Below are 18,261 nucleotides of genomic sequence, written 5' to 3'. Positions count from 1 at the left end.
CGGGCGGCGCGCTGGCGGCGGCCAGGGCCGCCTTGCCCTTGGCGATGGCGTCGGCCGACAGGCGGTTGGCCAGGCGCTCGGTCAGGATCTTGGCGTCGGTGGGCGACATGTTGGCCAGGATCATGCTGAGCGTGCGCTCCTTCATCTTCGAGGCGATCGGCAGGCGCACGCTGTCGTCCAGCACGCTCATGCGGGCGGCGGCGTCCTTGGGCTTCATGGCCGAATAGACCAGCACCATGCGCTGGGACTCGGCCTCCTTCTGGGCGTCGGCCTGGCCCAGCAGGCCCTGGATCTCGCCCTTCATGCCGTTCAGCGCCTTCATCTTGGCGTCCAGCTTGCCCTCGGCGGCGGCCAGCAGCTGCAACTGGACGTCGATGTCCTGCTCGCGCTGGTCCAGTTGGCCGCGACGCTGGCCCAGGCTCTGCAGGACGCGCAGTTCGGCGGGCGACAGGCCGGCCTCGCGGGCCAGGTCGGAGGCGGACGGGGCGCAGACGCGCGGCGGGGGGGCCTGGGCGGCCGCGTCCTTGCCGGCCTCGTCGGCCGACGGGGCCTTTTCGGCGTCCGGCTTGGCCACGCCCTCGGCGAAGGCCTTGGCCCCGCTCAGCATGTTGGGCAGCGACTTGGCCCCGGCCAGGGCGTTGACCGCCAGCACGCCGACCACGGCGATCCCGACGATCGGCAGGATGCGCGGAACGTTTTTCATCGGCGGCCTCTAAAATTCGAGCCGGGGCGCGGCGGATCTTCCGGGCCCTCGAACAGGTCATCATCTATCCGCGCTCGTGAACGCGGGGTTTCCTTGGGCGCGGAAGGTCGCGCGGCGGGTGGCGGCGCGACGTCGCGGGGGATGCGGGCCTCGCGGTCCAGCAGCTTCTCGAAGTCCTCGGCGCGCAGGCGGCGGGACGTCTCGGACGGCGCCTCGGGCTCCGGCGCCCTTTCAGGGCGCGGGATGGCCGGACGCGAGGCCGCGGCGGGCGGCGGCGTCACCATCGGGCGGTTCAGGCGCTCGTCCAGCTGGGCGGCCAGGGCCCGGGCCTTGTCGATGCGGTCGGCCAGGGTGTCGGCGGCCTCGTCGGTGGCGGCCCGCAGGTCGGCCAGGCCCTGTTCGGCCCGCATGGCGGCGCGGTCGAGGTCGGCCACGGCCTTGGCGAAGCCCTCGTGGCTGTCGCGCAGGGCCTTCAGCCGGCGCTCCAGGCGCACGCCGAAGCCCAGGGCGACCAGCAGCAGGATCGCCAGCAGACCGTTGAGGGCGATGGCCGTCAGGCTCATTTCAGCTTCTGAACCGCCTTCTTGGCCGCCGGGGTCAGCGGCGCGTCGGCGCGCACGGCGATCGAGTGGTTGCGACGGCCCATCCGCCCGCGGGTCAGCGGGATCGAACCGGCGCGCAGCTCGACCGGGCTGTCGGGCGTGGCGTTGAGCATCAGGGTGTCGCCCACCTTCAGGTCCAGCACGCGGCTGAGGGGCAGCTGCTGCTCGTCGAGCACGGCGCGCACCTCCATCTGGGTGGTCCAGAGTTCGGTGGCCAAGTGGCCTTCCCAGATGTTGTCGCGGCCGAACTTCTCGCCCATGAACTGCTGCAGCAGCATCTTCCGGATGGGCTCGAGGGTCGCATAGGGCAGCAGAAGCTCGATTCGACCGCCACGGTCTTCCATGTCGATCCGAAGCTTCACAAGAATCGCGGCGTTGGCCGGCCGGGCGATGGCGGCGAAGCGCGGATTGGTCTCCAGGCGGTCGAGGGTGAAGCTGACGGGATGCAGCGGCTCGAAGGCCGCCTTGGCGTCGTGCAGCACCACCTCGACCATCCGCTGCACCAGCACCCGCTCGATGGTGGTGTAGGGCCGGCCCTCGATGCGCATGGCCGCGGTGCCGCGACGGCCGCCCAGCAGCACGTCGACGATCGAATAGATCAGGTTGGAGTCGACCGTCAGCAGGCCGTAATTGTCCAGCTCCTCGGCCCGGAACACCGCCAGGATGGCCGGCAGCGGGATCGAGTTCAGATAGTCGCCGAAGCGGATCGAGCTGATGTTGTCGAGACTGACCTCGACGTTGTCGCTGGTGAAGTTGCGCAGGCTGGTCGTCATCAACCGCACCAGGCGGTCGAAGACGATTTCCAGCATCGGCAGGCGTTCGTACGACACCAGCGCCGAGTTGATGATCGCCCGGATGCCGGTGCGGTCGTCATTGCCGTCGCCGGACATGTCGAAGCCCAGCAGGCTGTCGATCTCGTCCTGGTTCAGGATGCGCTCGGCGCCCATGCCGTCGCCGCCGCCGTCGTCCCAGCCGCCCATGCCGCCGCTGAAGTCGCCGAACTGATTGTCGCCCACGCCGGCGTCGCCGGCTTCGCTCGGCGGGTTCTCCGAGGCCCACTGGGCCATCGCGGCCTGATCGTCGATTTCGTCCGCCATGATGTTCGCCTCAACCCGCCCCGAAGGGCTAGTTGATCAGCATCTCCTCGATCAGCACCGCGTTCACCTTGGAGGGCGCGGCGACCAGATTAACGCGACGCAGCAGTTCGGCCCGCAGCTGGTAGCTGCCCTGGCTGCCGTTGAGGTCCTCGGGGCGCAGTTCGCGCAGGAAGGTCTGGAACATGTCCTGCAGGCGCGGGAGGTTCGGGGTCAGGTGGTCCGCCGTCTCCTGGTCGGGCAGTTCGAAGGTCAGCTTCAGCTTCAGGAAGGTCGAGCGGCCGTCGGCGGCCTGCATGTTCACCACGATGTCGGGCAGGGTGTAGAACACCACGCCGTCGGGGCCTTCCTTGATGACCGGCGCGCCGGCGGCGGCCGCGCCGCCTTCGGCGCCGCCGTGGCCGCCCTTCTCTTCCTTCTTTTCTTTCTTCTTCGGCTTTTCGTGGCCGGCTTCGCCTTGCGCGGCGGGCTTGGGCTTCATCAGCAGGAACGTGGTGAGGCCGCCGCCGACCAGCACGACGCCGGCCGCCGCCGCGATGATGATCATCATCGGCGGTTTCTTCTTGGCGGGAGCTTCGCCCTCGGTCGCGCCCTCTTCGCCTTCGGGGGCGGGAGCTTCCTTGGGGGGTTTGTTGGCCACGCGCGCGGTTCCTTGGAATCTGTCGACCTAGTCATGCGTGGAGCATGGTTAACGATCCCTTTTGAAGGCCATTTCGCCGCAGGCTGAATCTGCCCGGCAGACTCCGCCGCCGAACGCCCGTTAACCTTCCTTTTCGTTGAAATCCTTTGGTTTTTGGAGTTGGCACGAGGGTTGCTAGCAGGACTGCGGCGCATTTGTCGCGCCAGCCGTTTCGGTAACCGGTCATGGACAACGCTCTGTATGTGGGACTTTCGCGGCAGATGACCCTGCGCCGCGAACTCGACATCGTGGCCAACAACATCGCCAACGCCAACACGACCGGGTTCAAGGTCGAGCAGCTGATGGTGCGCACCGAGCCGGCCAAGCCGGCCCGCACCGACGGTGGTACGAACCCCGTGAAGTTCGTGCTGGACGACGGCGTGGCGCGCGACTTCTCGCAGGGCGGCCTGACCCAGACCGGCGGCGATTTCGACCTGGCCATCGAGGGCCAGGGCTTCTTCAAGGTCACCACCGCCGGCGGCGAGCGCTACACCCGCGACGGCCGCTTCACCATGAGCCCCGAGGGCAAGCTGGTCACCCAGAACGGCGCGGCCGTGCTGGACGAGGGCGGCGGCGAGATCAACATCGACCCGCTGAAGGGCCCGGTCACCATCGCCCGCGACGGCACGGTCAGCCAGGGCGCAGAGCGCGCCGGCAAGATCGGCGTCGTGCGGATGGCCGATCTGGCCTCGCTGCGCAAGGACGGCGACAACCTGTACCGCAACATCTCCAACGACACCCCCCAGCAGGCCACGGACGCCGTCGTCCACCAGGGCATGCTGGAATCCTCCAACGTCCAAGCCATCACCCAGATCACCAAGCTGATCGAGGTCAGCCGCGCCTACGAGAGCGTGAGCAAGATGATGGATCAAACCTCGGAACTGTCCCGGTCCGCCGTCGAGCGGATGGGCAAGGTCCAGTAAGGGATAACTGAACGATGCAAGCGCTTCGCACCGCCGCGACCGGCATGTCGGCCCAACAGCTGAACGTCGAGGTCATCTCCAACAACATCGCCAACATGAACACCGTCGGCTTCAAGCGCCAGCGGGCCGAGTTCCAGGACCTGATCTACCAGACCATCGAACGAGCCGGCTCGCAGTCGTCCGGCGACGGCAACGTGGTGCCCACCGGCGTGCAGGTCGGCGGCGGCGTCAAGGCCGGCTCGGTCTACCGGATCAACGAACAGGGCACGCCCAGCATGACCAACAACCCGTTGGACGTGGCCATCCAGGGCAAGGGCTTCCTGCAGATCCTGCTGCCCTCGGGCGAGACCGCCTATACCCGGGCTGGCAATTTCTCGACCAACGACCAGGGCCAGATCGTCACCGAGGACGGCTACACTGTCCAGCCGGGGATCACCGTCCCGCAGAACATCACCGCCCTGACCATCGGCAAGACCGGCCTGGTGCAGGTGACAGTGGACGGCAACCCGCAGCCCCAGACCATCGGCCAGATCGAACTGGCCAACTTCATGAACGAAGGCGGCCTGGAGGCGGTGGGCGACAACATGCTGATGGAAACCGCGGCCTCGGGCCCGGCCAACATCGCCGCCCCCGGCCAGCCGGGCTTCGGCACCCTGCTGCAGAACTACACCGAGGCCAGCAACGTCGACTCGGTCAGCGAGATCACCGCCCTGATCGTCGCCCAGCGGGCCTACGAAATGAACTCCAAGGTCATCACCACCGCCGACCAGATGCTCCAGACCACCTCGAACCTGAGGTCCTAGGCTGATGAAAACCCTCGTCCTTTCCCTCGCCGCCCTGCTGATCGCCTCGCCGGCCCTGGCCGGCCAGGCCGTCTCGCTGCGGTCCGACACCACCGACGCCGACGGCCGGGTCACCCTGGGCGAGCTGTTCGACGGCGCGGGCGCGGCCTCCGACATGATCATCGCCACCCGCGCGGGCCCCACCGTGGTGCTCGACGCCGCCCAGGTGCAGATCACCGCCCGCCGGGCCGGCCTGGACTGGTCCAACCCCAACGGCGTGCGCCGGATCATCGTCCGCGCCGGTTCGGGTTCGAGCGGCGACGGCGCCCTGGCCGGCGCCTCGCGCGGCAATGTGGAAGTTCTTGCCTATGCCCGCAGCATGGCGGCCGGCGACATCGTCCAGCCGGAAGACCTGATCTGGGTCAAGGTCGCCGCCGGTCCCTCGGACGCGCCGCGCGACGCCGACGCCCTGATCGGCATGACCACCAAGCGCCCGCTGCGCCAGGGTTCGGCCGCCAGCCTGCGCGACGTCTCCACCCCGCTGGTGATCAAGGCGGGCGATATGGTCGCGGTCACCTACGAGGACGCCGGCGTGGCGCTGACCTTGCAGGGCAAGGCCATGGCGGCCGGCGCCGTGGGCGACAGCCTGATGGTCCAGAACACCGCCAGCAAGAAAATCATCGAGACCGTGGTCACCGGCCCCGGCTCGACCGCCGTCGGTCCGCAGGCGATGCGCCTGAAGGCCTCCCGCAATTCGCTGCGCTACGCCGCGCGCTAAGAAGGTCAAGCTCCATGCGCCCCGCCCTCGCCGTCCTCCTGCTGCTCGCCCCGCTCGCCGCCTGCTCCACCGTCACCGAGGCGGTGAAAGGTCCGGAACTGGCCCCCGTCGGCTATCCGGCCCAACTGGCCCCGATGACCCAGCAATATGTCCAGCCTCCGGTCCAGGCCGCCTCCTCCAATTCGCTGTGGCGGGTCGGCGCGCGCGCCTTCTTCAACGACCAGCGGGCCAGCAAGGTCGGCGACATCCTGACCGTCAACATCGACATCGACGACAGCGCCACGACCAAGAACCAGACCTCGTCGTCGCGCGCCTCGAACGGCTCGCTCGGCGTGCCCAACTTCCTGGGCCTGGAATCCAGTCTCGGGAAGGTCCTGCCGGGCGGCTTCGACCCGGCCAACATGGTCAGCACCAAGTCGGGCTTCTCCAACGCCGGGACCGGCGCGATCACCCGCTCGGAAAAGATCAGCCTGACCATCGCCGCCGTGGTCTCGGGCGTGCTGCCCAACGGCAACCTGGTGATTCAGGGCACCCAGGAGGTGCGCACCAACGCCGAGCTGCGCCAGCTGACCGTGGCCGGCATCGTGCGGCCGGAGGACATCTCCTCGGCCAACACCATCAAGCACACCCAGATCGCCGAGGCCCGCATCAACTACGGCGGCCGTGGCGACCTCAGCCGCGTGCAGAAGACCCCGGCCGGCCAGTCGCTGGTCGAGAAGTTCTCGCCGTTCTGAGGGCTTGCCGCCTAACGGCTTGAACGGGCGAACGCGCGGGACCAAGTTACCCCCGCGTCACAGCGTTCGCCCGGACTCGCCGGGCTCTGGACGCCGGAGCCGACCTCATGAGCACCACCGCTCGCGCCTTTTCCGCCCTGGTCGGCGCCGCCTTGCTGGCCGCCGCCCTGCCCGTCGCCGCCCAAGCCCAGGCCTTCAGCGGCTCGATGGGCGTGGCCGGACGCTGGGCGATCGATCTGCCGCGCTCGAAGTTCAACACCGCCCTGACCGGCCCCCCGCCGCTGAGCGGCGAGCTCGACATCACCGTCGACGACGGGAAGAACCTGGCCTGGACCCTGGTCGAGGAGGACGAGGCCGGCGTCGCCGCCCTGCAGTTCGCCCACGCCGTCCTCGACGGCGCGCCGACCAAGGCCGTGGTCAACCTCACCCTCGTGATGATCAGCGTCCAGCGCGTCGGCCAGAGCGCCGTGACCGTGACCACGCACGGCGACGCGGGCGCGCGCCACCAGTCGATGAAAGTGACCCGCACCGATCCCAGCACCATCCTGGTTGAACAGGACATCGACGGCCGGCCGGGCCCGCCGGACCAGACGCTGATCCTGACGCGGGTGAAGTAGGCGCCGTTTTCCTTCTCCCCTTGCGGGAGAAGGTGTCAGCCGCAGGCTGACGGATGAGGGGTCGCCCGGACGCAAAACGCCGCAACCAGCCTCTCGGCTGTCGCGGCGTCCGCATTCATCGACCCCTCACCCGACCCGCTACGCGGGCCACCCTCTCCCGCAAGGGGAGAGGGATGCGGGCCTATTTGTAGTTCAGCGTCCAGCTCACCGTCATCGCACCCGACAACGCCTTCGCCCCGCTCGCGCATTCCGTCAGGCTGCTGAACGGCCCGGTCGGGGTCTGGTAGGCCTTCTCGTCCTTCAGCGGGCGCGACGTGCAGGTCAGCCCCGTCACCTTGAACGACCGGACATCCCCGGCCCCGAACGCCGTCGCCCCGCCCTTCGTGGCCGGCGCGCCCGAGAACGAGGCGAACGCCAGGTCCACGGCCTTGATCGCCTGCTGGCCCTTGGGCGTGAAGACGTCCGTGCGGCTGATCTTGCCGGGCTCCAGCACATAGGTGGTCTTGACGCTCAGGCGATCGTCGGCGATCGGCGCGTCGGCGCCCAGGCGGTCCAGCTGCGACTGTTCGAAGGTGACGACCGTGCGCGCGCCCTGCTCGGTCACCTTGACGTTGCTGGCATAGGCCAGCGGCGTCAGCTGGCCGCCGTCGGCCAGGGTGACGCGCGGCAAGAGCTGCGGGAACTCGCCGTCGGCGACGCCCGACAGCATGCCGGGCGAGAACGGGATCGGGTAGTAGGGGCTGTTCTCGTGCTGGCTCTTGCCGCCGTTGATGATCGGCAGGGTCACCACGCGGCCCCCGTCGCGCAGGGTGACGACCAGGCGGTCGTGCTGGCCCTTGGCGAACCAGGTCACCGAGCGCTTGGGCAGCGCATCAAGCCAGGCCACGTAGCCGGGATCCGGCGCCTTGTCCTTGAAGCCCAGCTCGTTCCAGATGGCGCTGGTATAGATGTGCTGGCGGGCCAGGCTGAGGTTCTCGCCCAGGATCCGGTGCTTGTTGCGGTAGTCGTCCGTGCGCCGGCCGTGCTCCCACATGTTCACCGACCCCATCTTGGGATCGTACCAGAAGTCCATGTAGCGGGCGGTGACGCGCGAGGAGAAGGCGTAGGCCATCGTCTTCTCTTGCGGGGTCAACACGTCCAGCTTGGCCGCCGCGGTCAGCACCTCGAGGAATGCGGTCTCGCCGTAGGTCCCGATGCTGCGACCGTATTCGAAGCCCTCGCCGCGCGGGTTCAGCCGCGGCAGCATCAGGTCGACCGACTTGCGCAGCCAGCCCTTGACCTCGGGCGTGGCGGGCATGCCGGCCTCGATCAGCCGGTGGGCGATCTCGCCGATCAGCAGCACGCTGTAGCGGTCGAAGCGCCCTTCCCCGTCGGTCTCGTCGGCGAAGCCGTATTCGCCGGAATATTTGCGGTAGTGGTCGAGCACGCGCTCCAGAAGTTGCTCGCTGGCCGCGGCGTCCTCCCAGCCCAGCTGGTAGCGCAGCCGCGCCACGCTGAAGGCCACGCCGTAATAGTTGTTGGGCAGGTTGATCAGGGTCAGGTCGTCGGTGCGGACGAACCGCCGCCAGTCCAGCTTGACCTTCAGCTTGGCCAGGGTCTCCGGCGACACGGCCTGCTCCAGCAGGCCGGCCTCCTTCAGCATGTGCAGCGCCTGGCAGTAGTAATAGATGCCCCAGGTGTTGTTGGTGTCGTCGACGGTCATGTCGGCGATCTGGCGGTAGGCGGCCAGGTAGGTCTTGAACTTGGGGTCGTCGCGCGGCGTGTCGACCAGCAGATAGGCCAGGCCGATCGCCACCTTGCCGGGCAGGAACTTGTCGTCGGCGTCGAACACCCGGACGCCGTCCAGCGTCATATCCCGCTTCTCGACCATCAGCTTGTCGAGCAGCACGGCCATCTGCGGCAGCAGCCGCGTCTCGACCGTGCGGTTCATCGGCGCCACCGACGCGAGGTAGGCCTGGCCGCGCACGTCCGGCTGGGCCGAGGCCCCGACAGGGGGCGCGGCCAGGGCCGGAGACGCGACGGCGGCCAGGATGGCCCCCGTCAGAAGAGAATTCAGAAGAGGATACAGACGCTGGGTTTTGGGCATGAGGATACTCAGTAGGAGATGGAGAACCGCGCGCCGACATAGCGCTCGCTGTCACGGGCCGGCTTCCAGTTGACCGCGTTGGTCGTCGGGTTGGTCGTCTGGCTGACGTTCCACTGGGCCGAGCGTCCCTTGGTCAGGGCGTAGCTCTTGTCGAACAGGTTGTTGACGAAGGCGGTCAGCTTCCAGCGGTCGGTCTGCACGCCGCCCGACAGGTTGAAGACGCCGTAGTCGTTCTGCACGGAGTCCGGATCCTGCAGCAGGTTGAAGATCACCGCCGATTGCCAGCGGAAGCCGGCGTTGATGAAGCCGGTGTAGCCCTCGGCCATCTGCCGCTCGTAGAGCGCGTTGATGTTGGCGTTCCATTCCGGCGCGTTGAACAGCGGCTTGCCCGACAGGTCCTGCAGGCCGCCGACGCAGCCCTGGGCCACCGTCTGCTGCGCGAAGCAGCTGGCGTTGGGGAAGTCGTTCATCACCGCCTTGTTGTACGACCCGCCGCCGTTCACCGACAAACCGTGGCCCAGCTTGGCCGAGAACTCGGTCTCGACGCCCTTCGACGTCACCTTGCCGATGCTGTTGAGCACGTTCTGGTTGGTGATCAGGTCGCGGCTCTGGGCCTGGAAGCCCTGGAAGTCCATGTAGAACGCCGTGACGTTCCAGGTCAGGCGGCGGTCCAGCAGCGTGCTCTTGAAGCCGATCTCGTAGCTGTCGACGGTTTCCGGATCGATCGGCTGCTGCGAGGCGATGGCGTCGGCGATCGGATAGCCCTTCAGCGGCCCGGTGGTCAGCAGGGTGCGGGTGGTCAGGCTGCTGGTCAGGTCGTAGGCCATGCCCTTGTAGCCGCGCGAATAGGTGGCGAAGGTCATGAAGTCGGGCGAGGGCTGGTAGCGCAGGCCGACCTTGCCGGTGACGGCGGTGTCGTCGTTGCAGGTCTGGATGTTCAGGGTCGGGCTCTTGGTCGAGCAGCCCGGGTCGCCGTAGCTGATCTTGTTGCCCAGATCGAAGAACTTGTAGCTGATCTTCTCCTTGTTGACCCGCAGGCCGGCGATCAGGTCCAGCGTCTCAGTCAGGCCCAGGGTGCCCTGGCCGAACAGCGCCAAGTTCTCGGACTTGGCGTTGGCGATATAGGCCGAATAGGCCGTGCCGTTGGTGGTCGGCAGCGAGGCCAGGCCATTATAGGTGCCCAGCTCGTTGGAGCCGCGCACGAAGTAGCGCTTGGAGCTGGTGCGGCTGTAATAGGCGCCGGCCACGTATTTCAGCCGGCCCTCGTCCGGCGAGGTCAGGCGGAATTCCTGGGTCACCGAATTGATCTTGAAATAGCCGCCGTTGCCCGAGCCGCCCTTGGGCGCGGTGGGCGCGTAGACGCTGAAGTCGAAGGCCGTCCCGTCGGTGTCCTGGCGGTCGTACAGATAGTAGCGGTCGTAGGACGAGATCGAGGCCAGGGTGAAGCCGTTGAGGTTCCGCGTCACCTTCAGGCCCGAACCGTAGTCGAGCGCGTTGCCGCGGGCGTTGACGTCCTGGGCGGTCTTGCGGTTGTTCTCGCCGGGCACGATGCCCTGCAGGATCGTGGCCTGCGGGATGTTGTTCTTGCCGGCCGTGACGCCGGGGCTGAGGAAGAACTCGGCCCCCGCGCAGCACGAGGCCAGGGTGCGGGTGATGTAGGGCGACAGGGTCACCGACCAGTCGTCGGTCGGGGTCCAGACCAGCTTGGCGCGCAGGGTGGTGTCGGACTGGCCGTTCAGCCAGTCGCCGGTCGCCACGTTGTAGATGTTGCCGCGATACTTGCTGTAGTTGGCCGCCACGCGGAAGGCCAAGGTGTCGCTGATCGGGCCCGAGACCGTGGCCTGGACGCGGGCCTCGTGGTCGTTGGTGGCCATGACCTCGGCCCTGCCCGTGAAGGTCTTGGTCGGAGCCTGGGTGGTGATGCTGATCACGCCGGCCGAAGCGGCCTTGCCGAACAGGGTGTTCTGCGGGCCGCGCAGCACTTCCACCTGGGCCACGTCGACCAGGGCCGAGAAGGCCGCCGCCTGGAAGGCCTGCGGAATGTCGTCGATCACCACCGCGACGCTGGCCTCGGTGGCGATGCTGTAGGCGTAGGTGCCGATGCCACGGATGTTGATGCTGTTGTTGGCCGGCTGGCTGGTCTTGGTGATGGTCACCGAGGGGGCGACCTTGACGATGTCGTCGAAGTCGCGGACCCCGGCCCGTTCCAGACCGGCGGCGGTGACCACCAGGACCGAGGACGGCACGTCCTGGACGTTCTCGGCGCGCTTGCCCGAGGTGACGACGATCTCCTCGATCGTGTCGCCGCCCGATGCGGGCGCGGTCTGGGCGTGGGCGATTCCCGAGACGCCGCCGAGCGCGCAGATGGCGGTCGAAAGGCGCAAGAGTGACTTGAACGACATGGCATCCTCCCCTTCGCCGCCTTGTTCGGCGGCGATCATTGTTATTTGTCCGGGCCATTTGCTACCGGTGTCATAGGTGTTGTCAAGCCAATTGTCGGCCAAAACCGGCCACGGTCAGACCAATTACCGGTACCATTGAACCCGCGGCGAGGATTCGCCGGCCGCTTGGTTACCAATTGAACCCAGGCGCGATTTCCAGACGGCTCGGTGACAGCTCAAGGGCGTCTTTCGACCAGCCCCCTCCCCCATTATCGTCGGAATCCCGGCCGATCACCCAGACATGGCGGACCACGTCGAGGTTGCGGACGTACGGCGGCGCCCCCATTTTGGTCTGACCAGGCCTCGAGCACGACACCGCGAACGCATCGGGACCACGCCCGTGACGTTTGACGCGCGAGCGGCGTGGCGTCTTCGCCGACCTTGCTCTAACTTGGTGTTGGCCCGGCGATGCACGCTGGGCGGGAAAGTCGCATGACCACCTCGACCGCCGAAACTCGCAAGCTCTACCAGCAAGTCGCCAACGCGATCGCCGAATCGATCCGGGAAGGCGCCTTCCAGCCCGGCCACCGCCTGCCCTCCGAGCGCGATCTGGCCGAGGACTACAAGGTCAGCCGCCCCACGGTGCGCGAGGCGATGATCGCCCTGGAAATCCGCGGCCTGGTCGAGGCCCGCCACGGCTCGGGCGTCTATGTCACCGAGGCGCCGGCCCCCGAGGCCCTGGCCCCCGAGCTCGACATTGGAGCTTTCGAGCTGACCGAGGCCCGCCGCCTGATCGAGGGCGAGTCCTGCGCCCTGGCCGCCACCACCATCACCGACGAGGAACTGGTCGAACTGGCGAGGATCCTCGACGACATGGTCGAGGAGAATGAACACGACGTGCGCGGCGACCTTGCCGACCGCCGGTTCCACGTCACCATCGCCCGCGCCACCCGCAACAGCGCCCTGGTCACGGTGATCGAGAACCTCTGGGACCTGCGCTACAAGTCGCCGCTGTGCCGGGCGATGCTGGAGCGGGCTCGCCAGGTCGGCGTGCGGCCGCTGATCGACGACCACCAGGAAATCCTCAGCGCCCTGCAGATCCGCGACCCCAAGGCGGCCCGCAACGCCATGCGCGAGCACCTGGGCCGGGTGATCGACAACCTGCTGACCGCCACCGAGATCGACGCCCTGCAGCAGGCCCGCAGCGAGGTCGCCGCGCGTCGCAACGAGCTGGCCCGCCGCTCCTTGATCTAAGGAGGATGGGCGACTGGGGGGAAGGCCCCAGCCGCCCGTCGCCGGCCGGCCCCGGGAGGAGGTGCGATGAAGGACAAGTTCATCGCGTTGGCCGACGAGGTTCGTCGAGCGCACCATAGCCCAGTCACGGCCTGGTGCAAGATAATTGGCCTGACCATAAGTCCTACAATTTCGCCATGTGGCCAGGCCGATCCGCTTTGACGCGGAAACGTCTCCCGACTTGACCGGCGGCCAAACGCCCCTAGCACTGGCGCCAGACGCGACCAGGCAAGGCCGCGCAGGAAGTTCACGCACCCTTGGGGGGAGACCGACGCCATGCGCGCCTGCCTGATCATCGCCCTTTCCGCCCTGATGCTGGCCCCGGCCGTCGTCCAGGCCAGGCCGGTCGCGCCGCCGGCGGCGGTCGACCGAGCGACGGCGAACCAGGCCCTGACGCTGGGCCGCGAGGTCGCCGACTGGCAGTTGGCCCACATGGACGGCTTCGACTACACGCACTTCCATCGCTACACCGCCGACCCGCGCGGCTGGATCCAGGGGGCGCTGTTCGTCGGGCTGGCGGCCTTCGCCCAGCGCACCGGCGATCCCCGCTACGCCCAGGCGGTGCGCGCCCACGGCGTGGCGCAGGGCTGGGGCCTGGGCCACCGCCCGCTGCACGCCGACGACCACGTGATCGGCCAGGCCTGGCTGTGGGCCTATTCCAAGGACCGTGACCCGGCCCAGATCGCCGCCCTGCGGGCCCGCTTCGACGCCATCCTGGCCGCCCCGCCGGTCGCCGACCTGGCGTTCATCGACGGAACCGAGACGCAGCCCTGCCAGGTTCGCTGGTGCTGGAGCGACGCCCTGTTCATGGCCCCGGCCGCCTGGACGGGCCTGAGCCAGGCCACCGGCGACCCACGCTACGCGGCCTATGCCGACAAGGAGTTCTGGGCGACCACCGACTACCTGCTCGACAAGCAGGAGCACCTCTATGTCCGCGACAGCCGCTATCTCGACCGCCGCGACGACCAGGGCCGCAAGATCTTCTGGAGCCGGGGCAACGGTTGGGCCTATGCGGGGATCGTCGACGTGCTGAAGACCCTGCCGGCCGACCACCCGTCACGGCCGCGCTACGAGGCGCTGTTTCGCCAGATGTCGGACCGCCTGCTGACGCTGCAGAAGCCTGACGGCTGTTGGGCCCCGTCCCTGCTGGCGCCGGAACACGCCCCGCCCGAGACCAGCGGCACGGCGTTCTTCGTCTACGGCCTGGCCTATGGCGTGAACCACGGCCTGCTGAAGGGCGCGAAGTACGACGCCGCCGTCGCCAGGGGCTGGGCCGCCCTGGCCGCCGCCGTCCAGCCGGACGGCAAGCTGGGCTGGGTGCAGCAGGTCGGCTACGCCCCCGACCACGTCTCGGCCGACGACACCCAACTCTACGGCGTGGGGGCCTTTCTTTTGGCTGCCTCGGAAGTCGGCGCGCGCTAAGGTCGAGTCGCAACCTTTGGTTTTTGGGGGAACACCATGGCCGCCGCGATCTTCAGCGCCGCCTGTCCGCATTGCGGCGAGGTCAACAACATCTGGGACAACGCCGAAGCCCTCAAGGCTCAATGCGGGCGATGCGACAAGGACATGTTCCTGGGGCGACCGGCCGAGGTGGACACCGCGCGCTTCGCCAAGCATGTCGCCGCCAACCAGATTCCGGTGCTGGCGATGTTCTGGCTGCCCAACGCCGGGGTCGTGGGCAGCGGCCGCGACATCAACCTGCCTTTGTACGCCGAGCGCTTCGAGCCTCGCGTCCGGTTCATCAACGTCAATATCGAGGACAATCTGGACCTTGCCCGGGCTCACAAGGTGACCGCCGCGCCGACCCTGCTCTTCTTCAAGGGCGGGCAGGTCGTCCGGAAGGAGATCGGCAAGCCTTACCGCAAGCCGGCCGACCATGGCGCGCCGCCCCGACCCGACCCGCTCGTCGAGTGGCTGCAGGAACTCACGGGCGCGGCTTGAAGCCAAGCTCCAGCGCCCTAGGTGCATCCCAAGCCCTCCCCCGTTCGTTGAGAGGCGCGAAGGAACGTCATGACCGAGACCGTCAACATCGTCTGCCCGCATTGCGACGCCACCAACCGCCTGCCGGCCGCGCGCGACGCCCGCACGGCCAAGTGCGGCCGCTGCGCCAAGCCGCTGTTCGAGGGCCAGCCGGTCAGCCTGAGCGCCGCCCGCTTCCGCAAGCACCTGGCCCATAGCCAGATTCCGCTGGTCGCCGACTTCTGGGCCGCTTGGTGCGGGCCGTGCCGCGCCGTCGCCCCGGTGTTCGCCAAGGCCGCCGCCGACCTGGAGCCCCGCGCCCGGTTCGTGAAGATCGACGTCGACGCCGAGCCGGCGCTGGCGCAGGCCTATGGCGTGCGCGGCATCCCCGCCCTGTTCCTGTTCAAGGACGGCAAGGTCGCGGCCAACCAGGCCGGCCTGCCCGACCCCGGCTTCTTCCGGCGCTGGCTGGACGAGCACGCGCCCGTCTAGCGTTTCCGGACCCCAAGGCGCAGTCTCGCGTTCAGCTTCAGACGCGACAACGTGACGGAAGAGCGCGATGCCCAAAGCCAGCCAGGCCCTGCTGATGATCATCGGGCCCGCCGCCCTGTTGCTATCGGCCTGCGGCGCGGGCCCGGCCTTGCCGCCCGAACAAGGCTACGGCGCCGATCCCGCCCTGCCCGCCGCCAGGAAACAGGTCCTGCCGGTGATCAAGATCGCCCCGGCGGTCGGCTGGGCCGACGGCCAGACGCCCGAGGCCGCCCCGGGCTTCGTGGCCACCGCCCTGGCCCGCGACCTGGAGCACCCGCGCTGGCTCTACGTGCTGCCCAACGGCGACGTGCTGATCGCCGAAACCAACGCCCCGCCCAAGCCCGGGGACGACAAGGGTCTCAAGGGTTTCTTCGAGAAGATCATCATGAAGCGGGCCGGCGCCGCCGCGCCCTCGGCCGATCGCATCACCCTGGTGCGCGACGCCGACAACGACGGCACGCCCGAAGCGCGCACCACCTTCCTGTCGGGCCTGCATTCGCCGTTCGGCATGGCCCTGGTGGGCGACACCTTCTACGTCGCCGACAGCGACGCCCTGGTCGCCTTCCCCTATCAGCCCGGCCAGACCCGGATCACCGCCGCCCCGCGCAAGGTCGCCGACCTGCCGGCCGGGCCGATCAACCATCACTGGACCAAGAACGTCATCGCCAGCCCGGACGGCTCCAGGCTGTATGTGACCGTCGGCTCCAACAGCAATGTCGGCGAGAACGGCATGGCGGCCGAGGAACGGCGGGCGGCGATCCTGGAGATCGACCCGGCCACCGGCGCCAGTCGCGTCTTCGCCTCGGGCCTGCGCAACCCCAACGGCATGGACTGGCAACCGCAGAGCGGCGCGCTGTGGACCAGCGTCAACGAACGCGACGAGATCGGCAACGACCTGGTCCCGGACTACATGACGTCCGTCAGGGACGGCGGCTTCTACGGCTGGCCCTACAGCTATTACGGCCAGACGGTCGACGCGCGGGTCAAGCCGCAGCGCCCCGACCTGGTGGCCCGGGCGATCAAGCCCGACTACGCCCTGGGCGCCCATACCGCCTCGCTGGGCCTGACCTTCTACAAGGCCGACGCCTTCCCGGCCCGCTACAGGGGCGGGGCCTTCATCGGCCAGCACGGCTCGTGGAACCGCAAGCCGGTCAACGGCTACAAGGTGGCCTTCGTGCCCTTCGCGAACGGCATGCCGTCGGGCCCGGCCGAGACCTTCCTGACCGGCTTCCTCAACGCCAAGGGCGAGGCCCTGGGCCGGCCGGTGGGGGTGGCGGTCGACAAGTCCGGGGCCCTGCTGGTCGCCGACGATGTCGGCAACGTGGTCTGGCGCGTGGTCTCGACCGCGCCGCCCGAAGGATCCGGGGCCGCGACCGCGACGAACGGCGGCAAATAATTTTCGACTTGTCGCTGTGGGTCGGGCGATGATGCGCGTCATGCACCCTGAGAACGTCGAGAGTCTTGGCGTCGAAAACCTTTGGGCGGGATCGTGCGGCCAGCCATCGAGCCAGATCTGAACGGACTGAACCGGCGCTATCGGCCGGCGCTGATGGCGTTCTTCATGCGGCGGGCCGCCAACCACAGCGACGCCGAGGACATGACCCAGGAGCTGTTCGCCAAGCTGGCCACGGCCCAGGCAAGCGTGATGGACAACGCCGACGCCTACATCTTCCAGATGGCCGCCAACCTGCTGCGCGACCGTGGCCGGCGCGAGAAGGTGCGGGCCAACTACCGGGCCAGCGTCGACACCGGCCTGGCCGACCTGGAGCCCCTCGACCCGGCCCGGGTGCTGCTGGGCCGCGAAAGCCTGGGCGAGGTGTCCGACGCCTTGCGCGAACTGCCCGAACGGACGCGGGCCATCTTCCTTCTGTTTCGCCTGGAAGGCATGAAGCAGTCCGAACTCGCCACCCTCTACGGCATCTCCATCAGCGCGGTGCAGAAACACATCTTCAAGGCCATGACCCATCTGACCAAGCGCGTGAGGGCCAGCCAATGAGCATGGTTTCGCCCGAGGACCGGCTGGACGCCGCCCGCGAGCAGGCCGCGCTGTGGTGCGTGCGCCTGGCCGACGACGACCTGTCGCGCGCCGAGCACGAAGAGCTGCAGGCCTGGTTCGACGCCGACGAGACCCATCGCGGCCTGCTGGACGACGCCGTGACGGCGTGGCGGGCGATCGAGGAACAGGCCGCCAGCCCCGGCATGATCGCCCTGCGCGGCGAGGCCCTGGAAGACCTGCGCCGGGCCCAGCGCGAACGGTGGGCCCGGCCGACCCAGCGACCGGCCCTGTGGACCGCCCTGGCGGCCAGCCTGGTGGTGGCCGTGGCCGCCGGCGTCGCCTGGCGCGCCAGCCTGCCCGACGTCTACCGCACCACCGAGGGCGAGCGGCGGATCGTCGAACTGGCCGACGGCTCGCGCGCCTCGCTCGACAGCGCCACCGTGCTGAAGGTGAAGTACGAGAGCGGCCGCCGCCGCCTGTGGCTGGACAGCGGCCGCGCCAAGTTCTCGGTGGCCAAGGATCCGCTGCGCCCGTTCTCGGTCGCGGCCGGCGACAAGCTGGTGGTCGCCACCGGCACGGTGTTCAGCGTCGAGCGCCTGACCGGCCAGATGCGCGTGGTGCTCTACGAGGGCCATGTGGCGGTGCTGGACGACAAGACCGGCCGCAGCGAAACGCCCGTCCCGATCAGGATCGGCGCCGTGCCGGCCGAGAAGCTGCTGACCCCCGACCATGAACTGGTGACCTCGACCTCGTCCGACGCCACGGTGGTCAGCCCCACCGATCCGGCGCGGGCCCGGTCGTGGGAGAACGGCCAGCTGGTGTTCCAGGACGAACCGATGGACCTGGCCGTCGAGCGGGTGAACCGCTACGCCCGCGACAAGCTGAGGATCGGCGACCCTGGCGTCGGCCGGTTGCGCATCAGCGGGGTGTTCACCTCGGGCGACACCGGCGCCTTCGTCGACGGCGTCACCGCCGTGTTGCCCGTCCACGCGGTTGCGACCAATGGCGTTACCGTGCTGAAAATCGATCGCGGACAAAAAAATTCGGCGCCGGCCGGTGTGTCTTCGACGAGCTGAGGCGTCTCACCTCCAAAGCGCCGCAAT

General features: G+C 68.6%; 18 protein-coding genes. 12 read left to right on the top strand and 6 right to left on the bottom strand.

The annotated features are described in order from the left end of the window. The 4 genes from PMI01_RS01540 to fliL form a co-directional block, all read right to left on the bottom strand. On the bottom strand, positions 1-703 hold a 703-nt coding region (locus tag PMI01_RS01540), incomplete at its 3' end, for a MotE family protein (protein WP_007662084.1). Then, a complete protein-coding gene (locus tag PMI01_RS01535; protein ID WP_007662082.1) occupies positions 700-1,266 on the bottom strand; it encodes a DUF6468 domain-containing protein in 567 nt (188 codons plus the stop codon). The genes PMI01_RS01535 and PMI01_RS01540, both read right to left, overlap by 4 nt. Beyond that, positions 1,263-2,402, bottom strand: a complete 1,140-nt coding sequence (gene fliM / locus PMI01_RS01530; protein ID WP_007662080.1) for a flagellar motor switch protein FliM — start codon at positions 2,400-2,402, stop codon at positions 1,263-1,265. The genes PMI01_RS01535 and fliM overlap by 4 nt, the downstream gene beginning before the upstream one ends. 28 nt (positions 2,403-2,430) lie before the next feature. Continuing rightward, positions 2,431-3,039 (bottom strand): flagellar basal body-associated protein FliL, encoded by a 609-nt coding sequence (fliL, locus tag PMI01_RS01525; RefSeq protein ID WP_007662071.1) that lies wholly within the window; start codon positions 3,037-3,039, stop codon positions 2,431-2,433. Positions 3,040-3,263: 224 nt separating this feature from the next. Between fliL and flgF the strand changes: the two genes are divergently transcribed. The 5 genes from flgF to PMI01_RS01500 all read left to right on the top strand — a co-directional run bounded on the left by flgF (position 3,264) and on the right by PMI01_RS01500 (position 6,912). Next, positions 3,264-4,001 (top strand): flagellar basal-body rod protein FlgF, encoded by a 738-nt coding sequence (gene flgF, locus PMI01_RS01520; protein ID WP_007662069.1) that lies wholly within the window; start codon positions 3,264-3,266, stop codon positions 3,999-4,001. A gap of 14 nt (positions 4,002-4,015) precedes the next feature. After that, positions 4,016-4,804, top strand: coding sequence for a flagellar basal-body rod protein FlgG (flgG, locus tag PMI01_RS01515; RefSeq protein WP_007662068.1), 789 nt, complete (start codon positions 4,016-4,018; stop codon positions 4,802-4,804). Positions 4,805-4,808: 4 nt separating this feature from the next. Beyond that, positions 4,809-5,561: a flagellar basal body P-ring formation chaperone FlgA gene (gene flgA, locus PMI01_RS01510; RefSeq protein ID WP_007662065.1), complete on the top strand. Its 753-nt coding sequence runs from the start codon at positions 4,809-4,811 to the stop codon at positions 5,559-5,561. Between the two features lie 14 nt (positions 5,562-5,575). Then, positions 5,576-6,295, top strand: a complete 720-nt coding sequence (flgH, locus tag PMI01_RS01505; RefSeq protein ID WP_007662064.1) for a flagellar basal body L-ring protein FlgH — start codon at positions 5,576-5,578, stop codon at positions 6,293-6,295. Between the two features lie 107 nt (positions 6,296-6,402). Then, positions 6,403-6,912, top strand: a complete 510-nt coding sequence (locus PMI01_RS01500) for a hypothetical protein (protein WP_007662062.1) — start codon at positions 6,403-6,405, stop codon at positions 6,910-6,912. Between the two features lie 181 nt (positions 6,913-7,093). Here PMI01_RS01500 and PMI01_RS01495 read toward each other — a convergent pair whose 3' ends face one another. Both PMI01_RS01495 and PMI01_RS01490 read right to left on the bottom strand, forming a co-directional pair. Beyond that, a complete protein-coding gene (locus tag PMI01_RS01495) occupies positions 7,094-8,998 on the bottom strand; it encodes a hypothetical protein (RefSeq protein WP_007662060.1) in 1,905 nt (634 codons plus the stop codon). Positions 8,999-9,006: 8 nt separating this feature from the next. Next, positions 9,007-11,400: a TonB-dependent receptor gene (locus PMI01_RS01490; protein ID WP_007662058.1), complete on the bottom strand. Its 2,394-nt coding sequence runs from the start codon at positions 11,398-11,400 to the stop codon at positions 9,007-9,009. A gap of 471 nt (positions 11,401-11,871) precedes the next feature. On the opposite strand from PMI01_RS01490, the gene PMI01_RS01485 reads away from it, so the two are divergent. The 7 genes from PMI01_RS01485 to PMI01_RS01455 all read left to right on the top strand — a co-directional run bounded on the left by PMI01_RS01485 (position 11,872) and on the right by PMI01_RS01455 (position 18,234). Then, positions 11,872-12,633: a FadR/GntR family transcriptional regulator gene (locus PMI01_RS01485; RefSeq protein WP_007662056.1), complete on the top strand. Its 762-nt coding sequence runs from the start codon at positions 11,872-11,874 to the stop codon at positions 12,631-12,633. A 315-nt stretch (positions 12,634-12,948) separates the two neighbouring features. After that, the gene (locus PMI01_RS01480; protein WP_007662054.1) at positions 12,949-14,094 is read left to right on the top strand and encodes a glycoside hydrolase family 88/105 protein; all 1,146 of its coding nucleotides are present in this window, start codon (positions 12,949-12,951) and stop codon (positions 14,092-14,094) included. Positions 14,095-14,130: 36 nt separating this feature from the next. Then, positions 14,131-14,613, top strand: coding sequence for a thioredoxin family protein (locus tag PMI01_RS25910; protein ID WP_007662052.1), 483 nt, complete (start codon positions 14,131-14,133; stop codon positions 14,611-14,613). Positions 14,614-14,682: 69 nt separating this feature from the next. After that, positions 14,683-15,123, top strand: a complete 441-nt coding sequence (gene trxC / locus PMI01_RS01470; protein WP_007662050.1) for a thioredoxin TrxC — start codon at positions 14,683-14,685, stop codon at positions 15,121-15,123. 67 nt (positions 15,124-15,190) lie between these two features. Continuing rightward, entirely contained in the window at positions 15,191-16,558 is a 1,368-nt protein-coding gene (locus tag PMI01_RS01465) for a PQQ-dependent sugar dehydrogenase (RefSeq protein WP_007662048.1), read from the top strand. A 93-nt stretch (positions 16,559-16,651) separates the two neighbouring features. Continuing rightward, positions 16,652-17,158: an RNA polymerase sigma factor gene (locus PMI01_RS01460; protein WP_007662047.1), complete on the top strand. Its 507-nt coding sequence runs from the start codon at positions 16,652-16,654 to the stop codon at positions 17,156-17,158. Then, positions 17,155-18,234: a FecR family protein gene (locus PMI01_RS01455; protein WP_007662046.1), complete on the top strand. Its 1,080-nt coding sequence runs from the start codon at positions 17,155-17,157 to the stop codon at positions 18,232-18,234. Before PMI01_RS01460 ends, PMI01_RS01455 begins: the two co-directional genes overlap by 4 nt. Positions 18,235-18,261: the final 27 nt, after the last annotated feature.

The sequence above is a fragment of the Caulobacter sp. AP07 genome, assembly GCF_000281955.1.
Taxonomy (GTDB): Bacteria; Pseudomonadota; Alphaproteobacteria; order Caulobacterales; family Caulobacteraceae; genus Caulobacter.
Note: the sequence above shows the minus strand (reverse complement) of the source record. Positions and strands in the feature narration are given on the sequence as shown.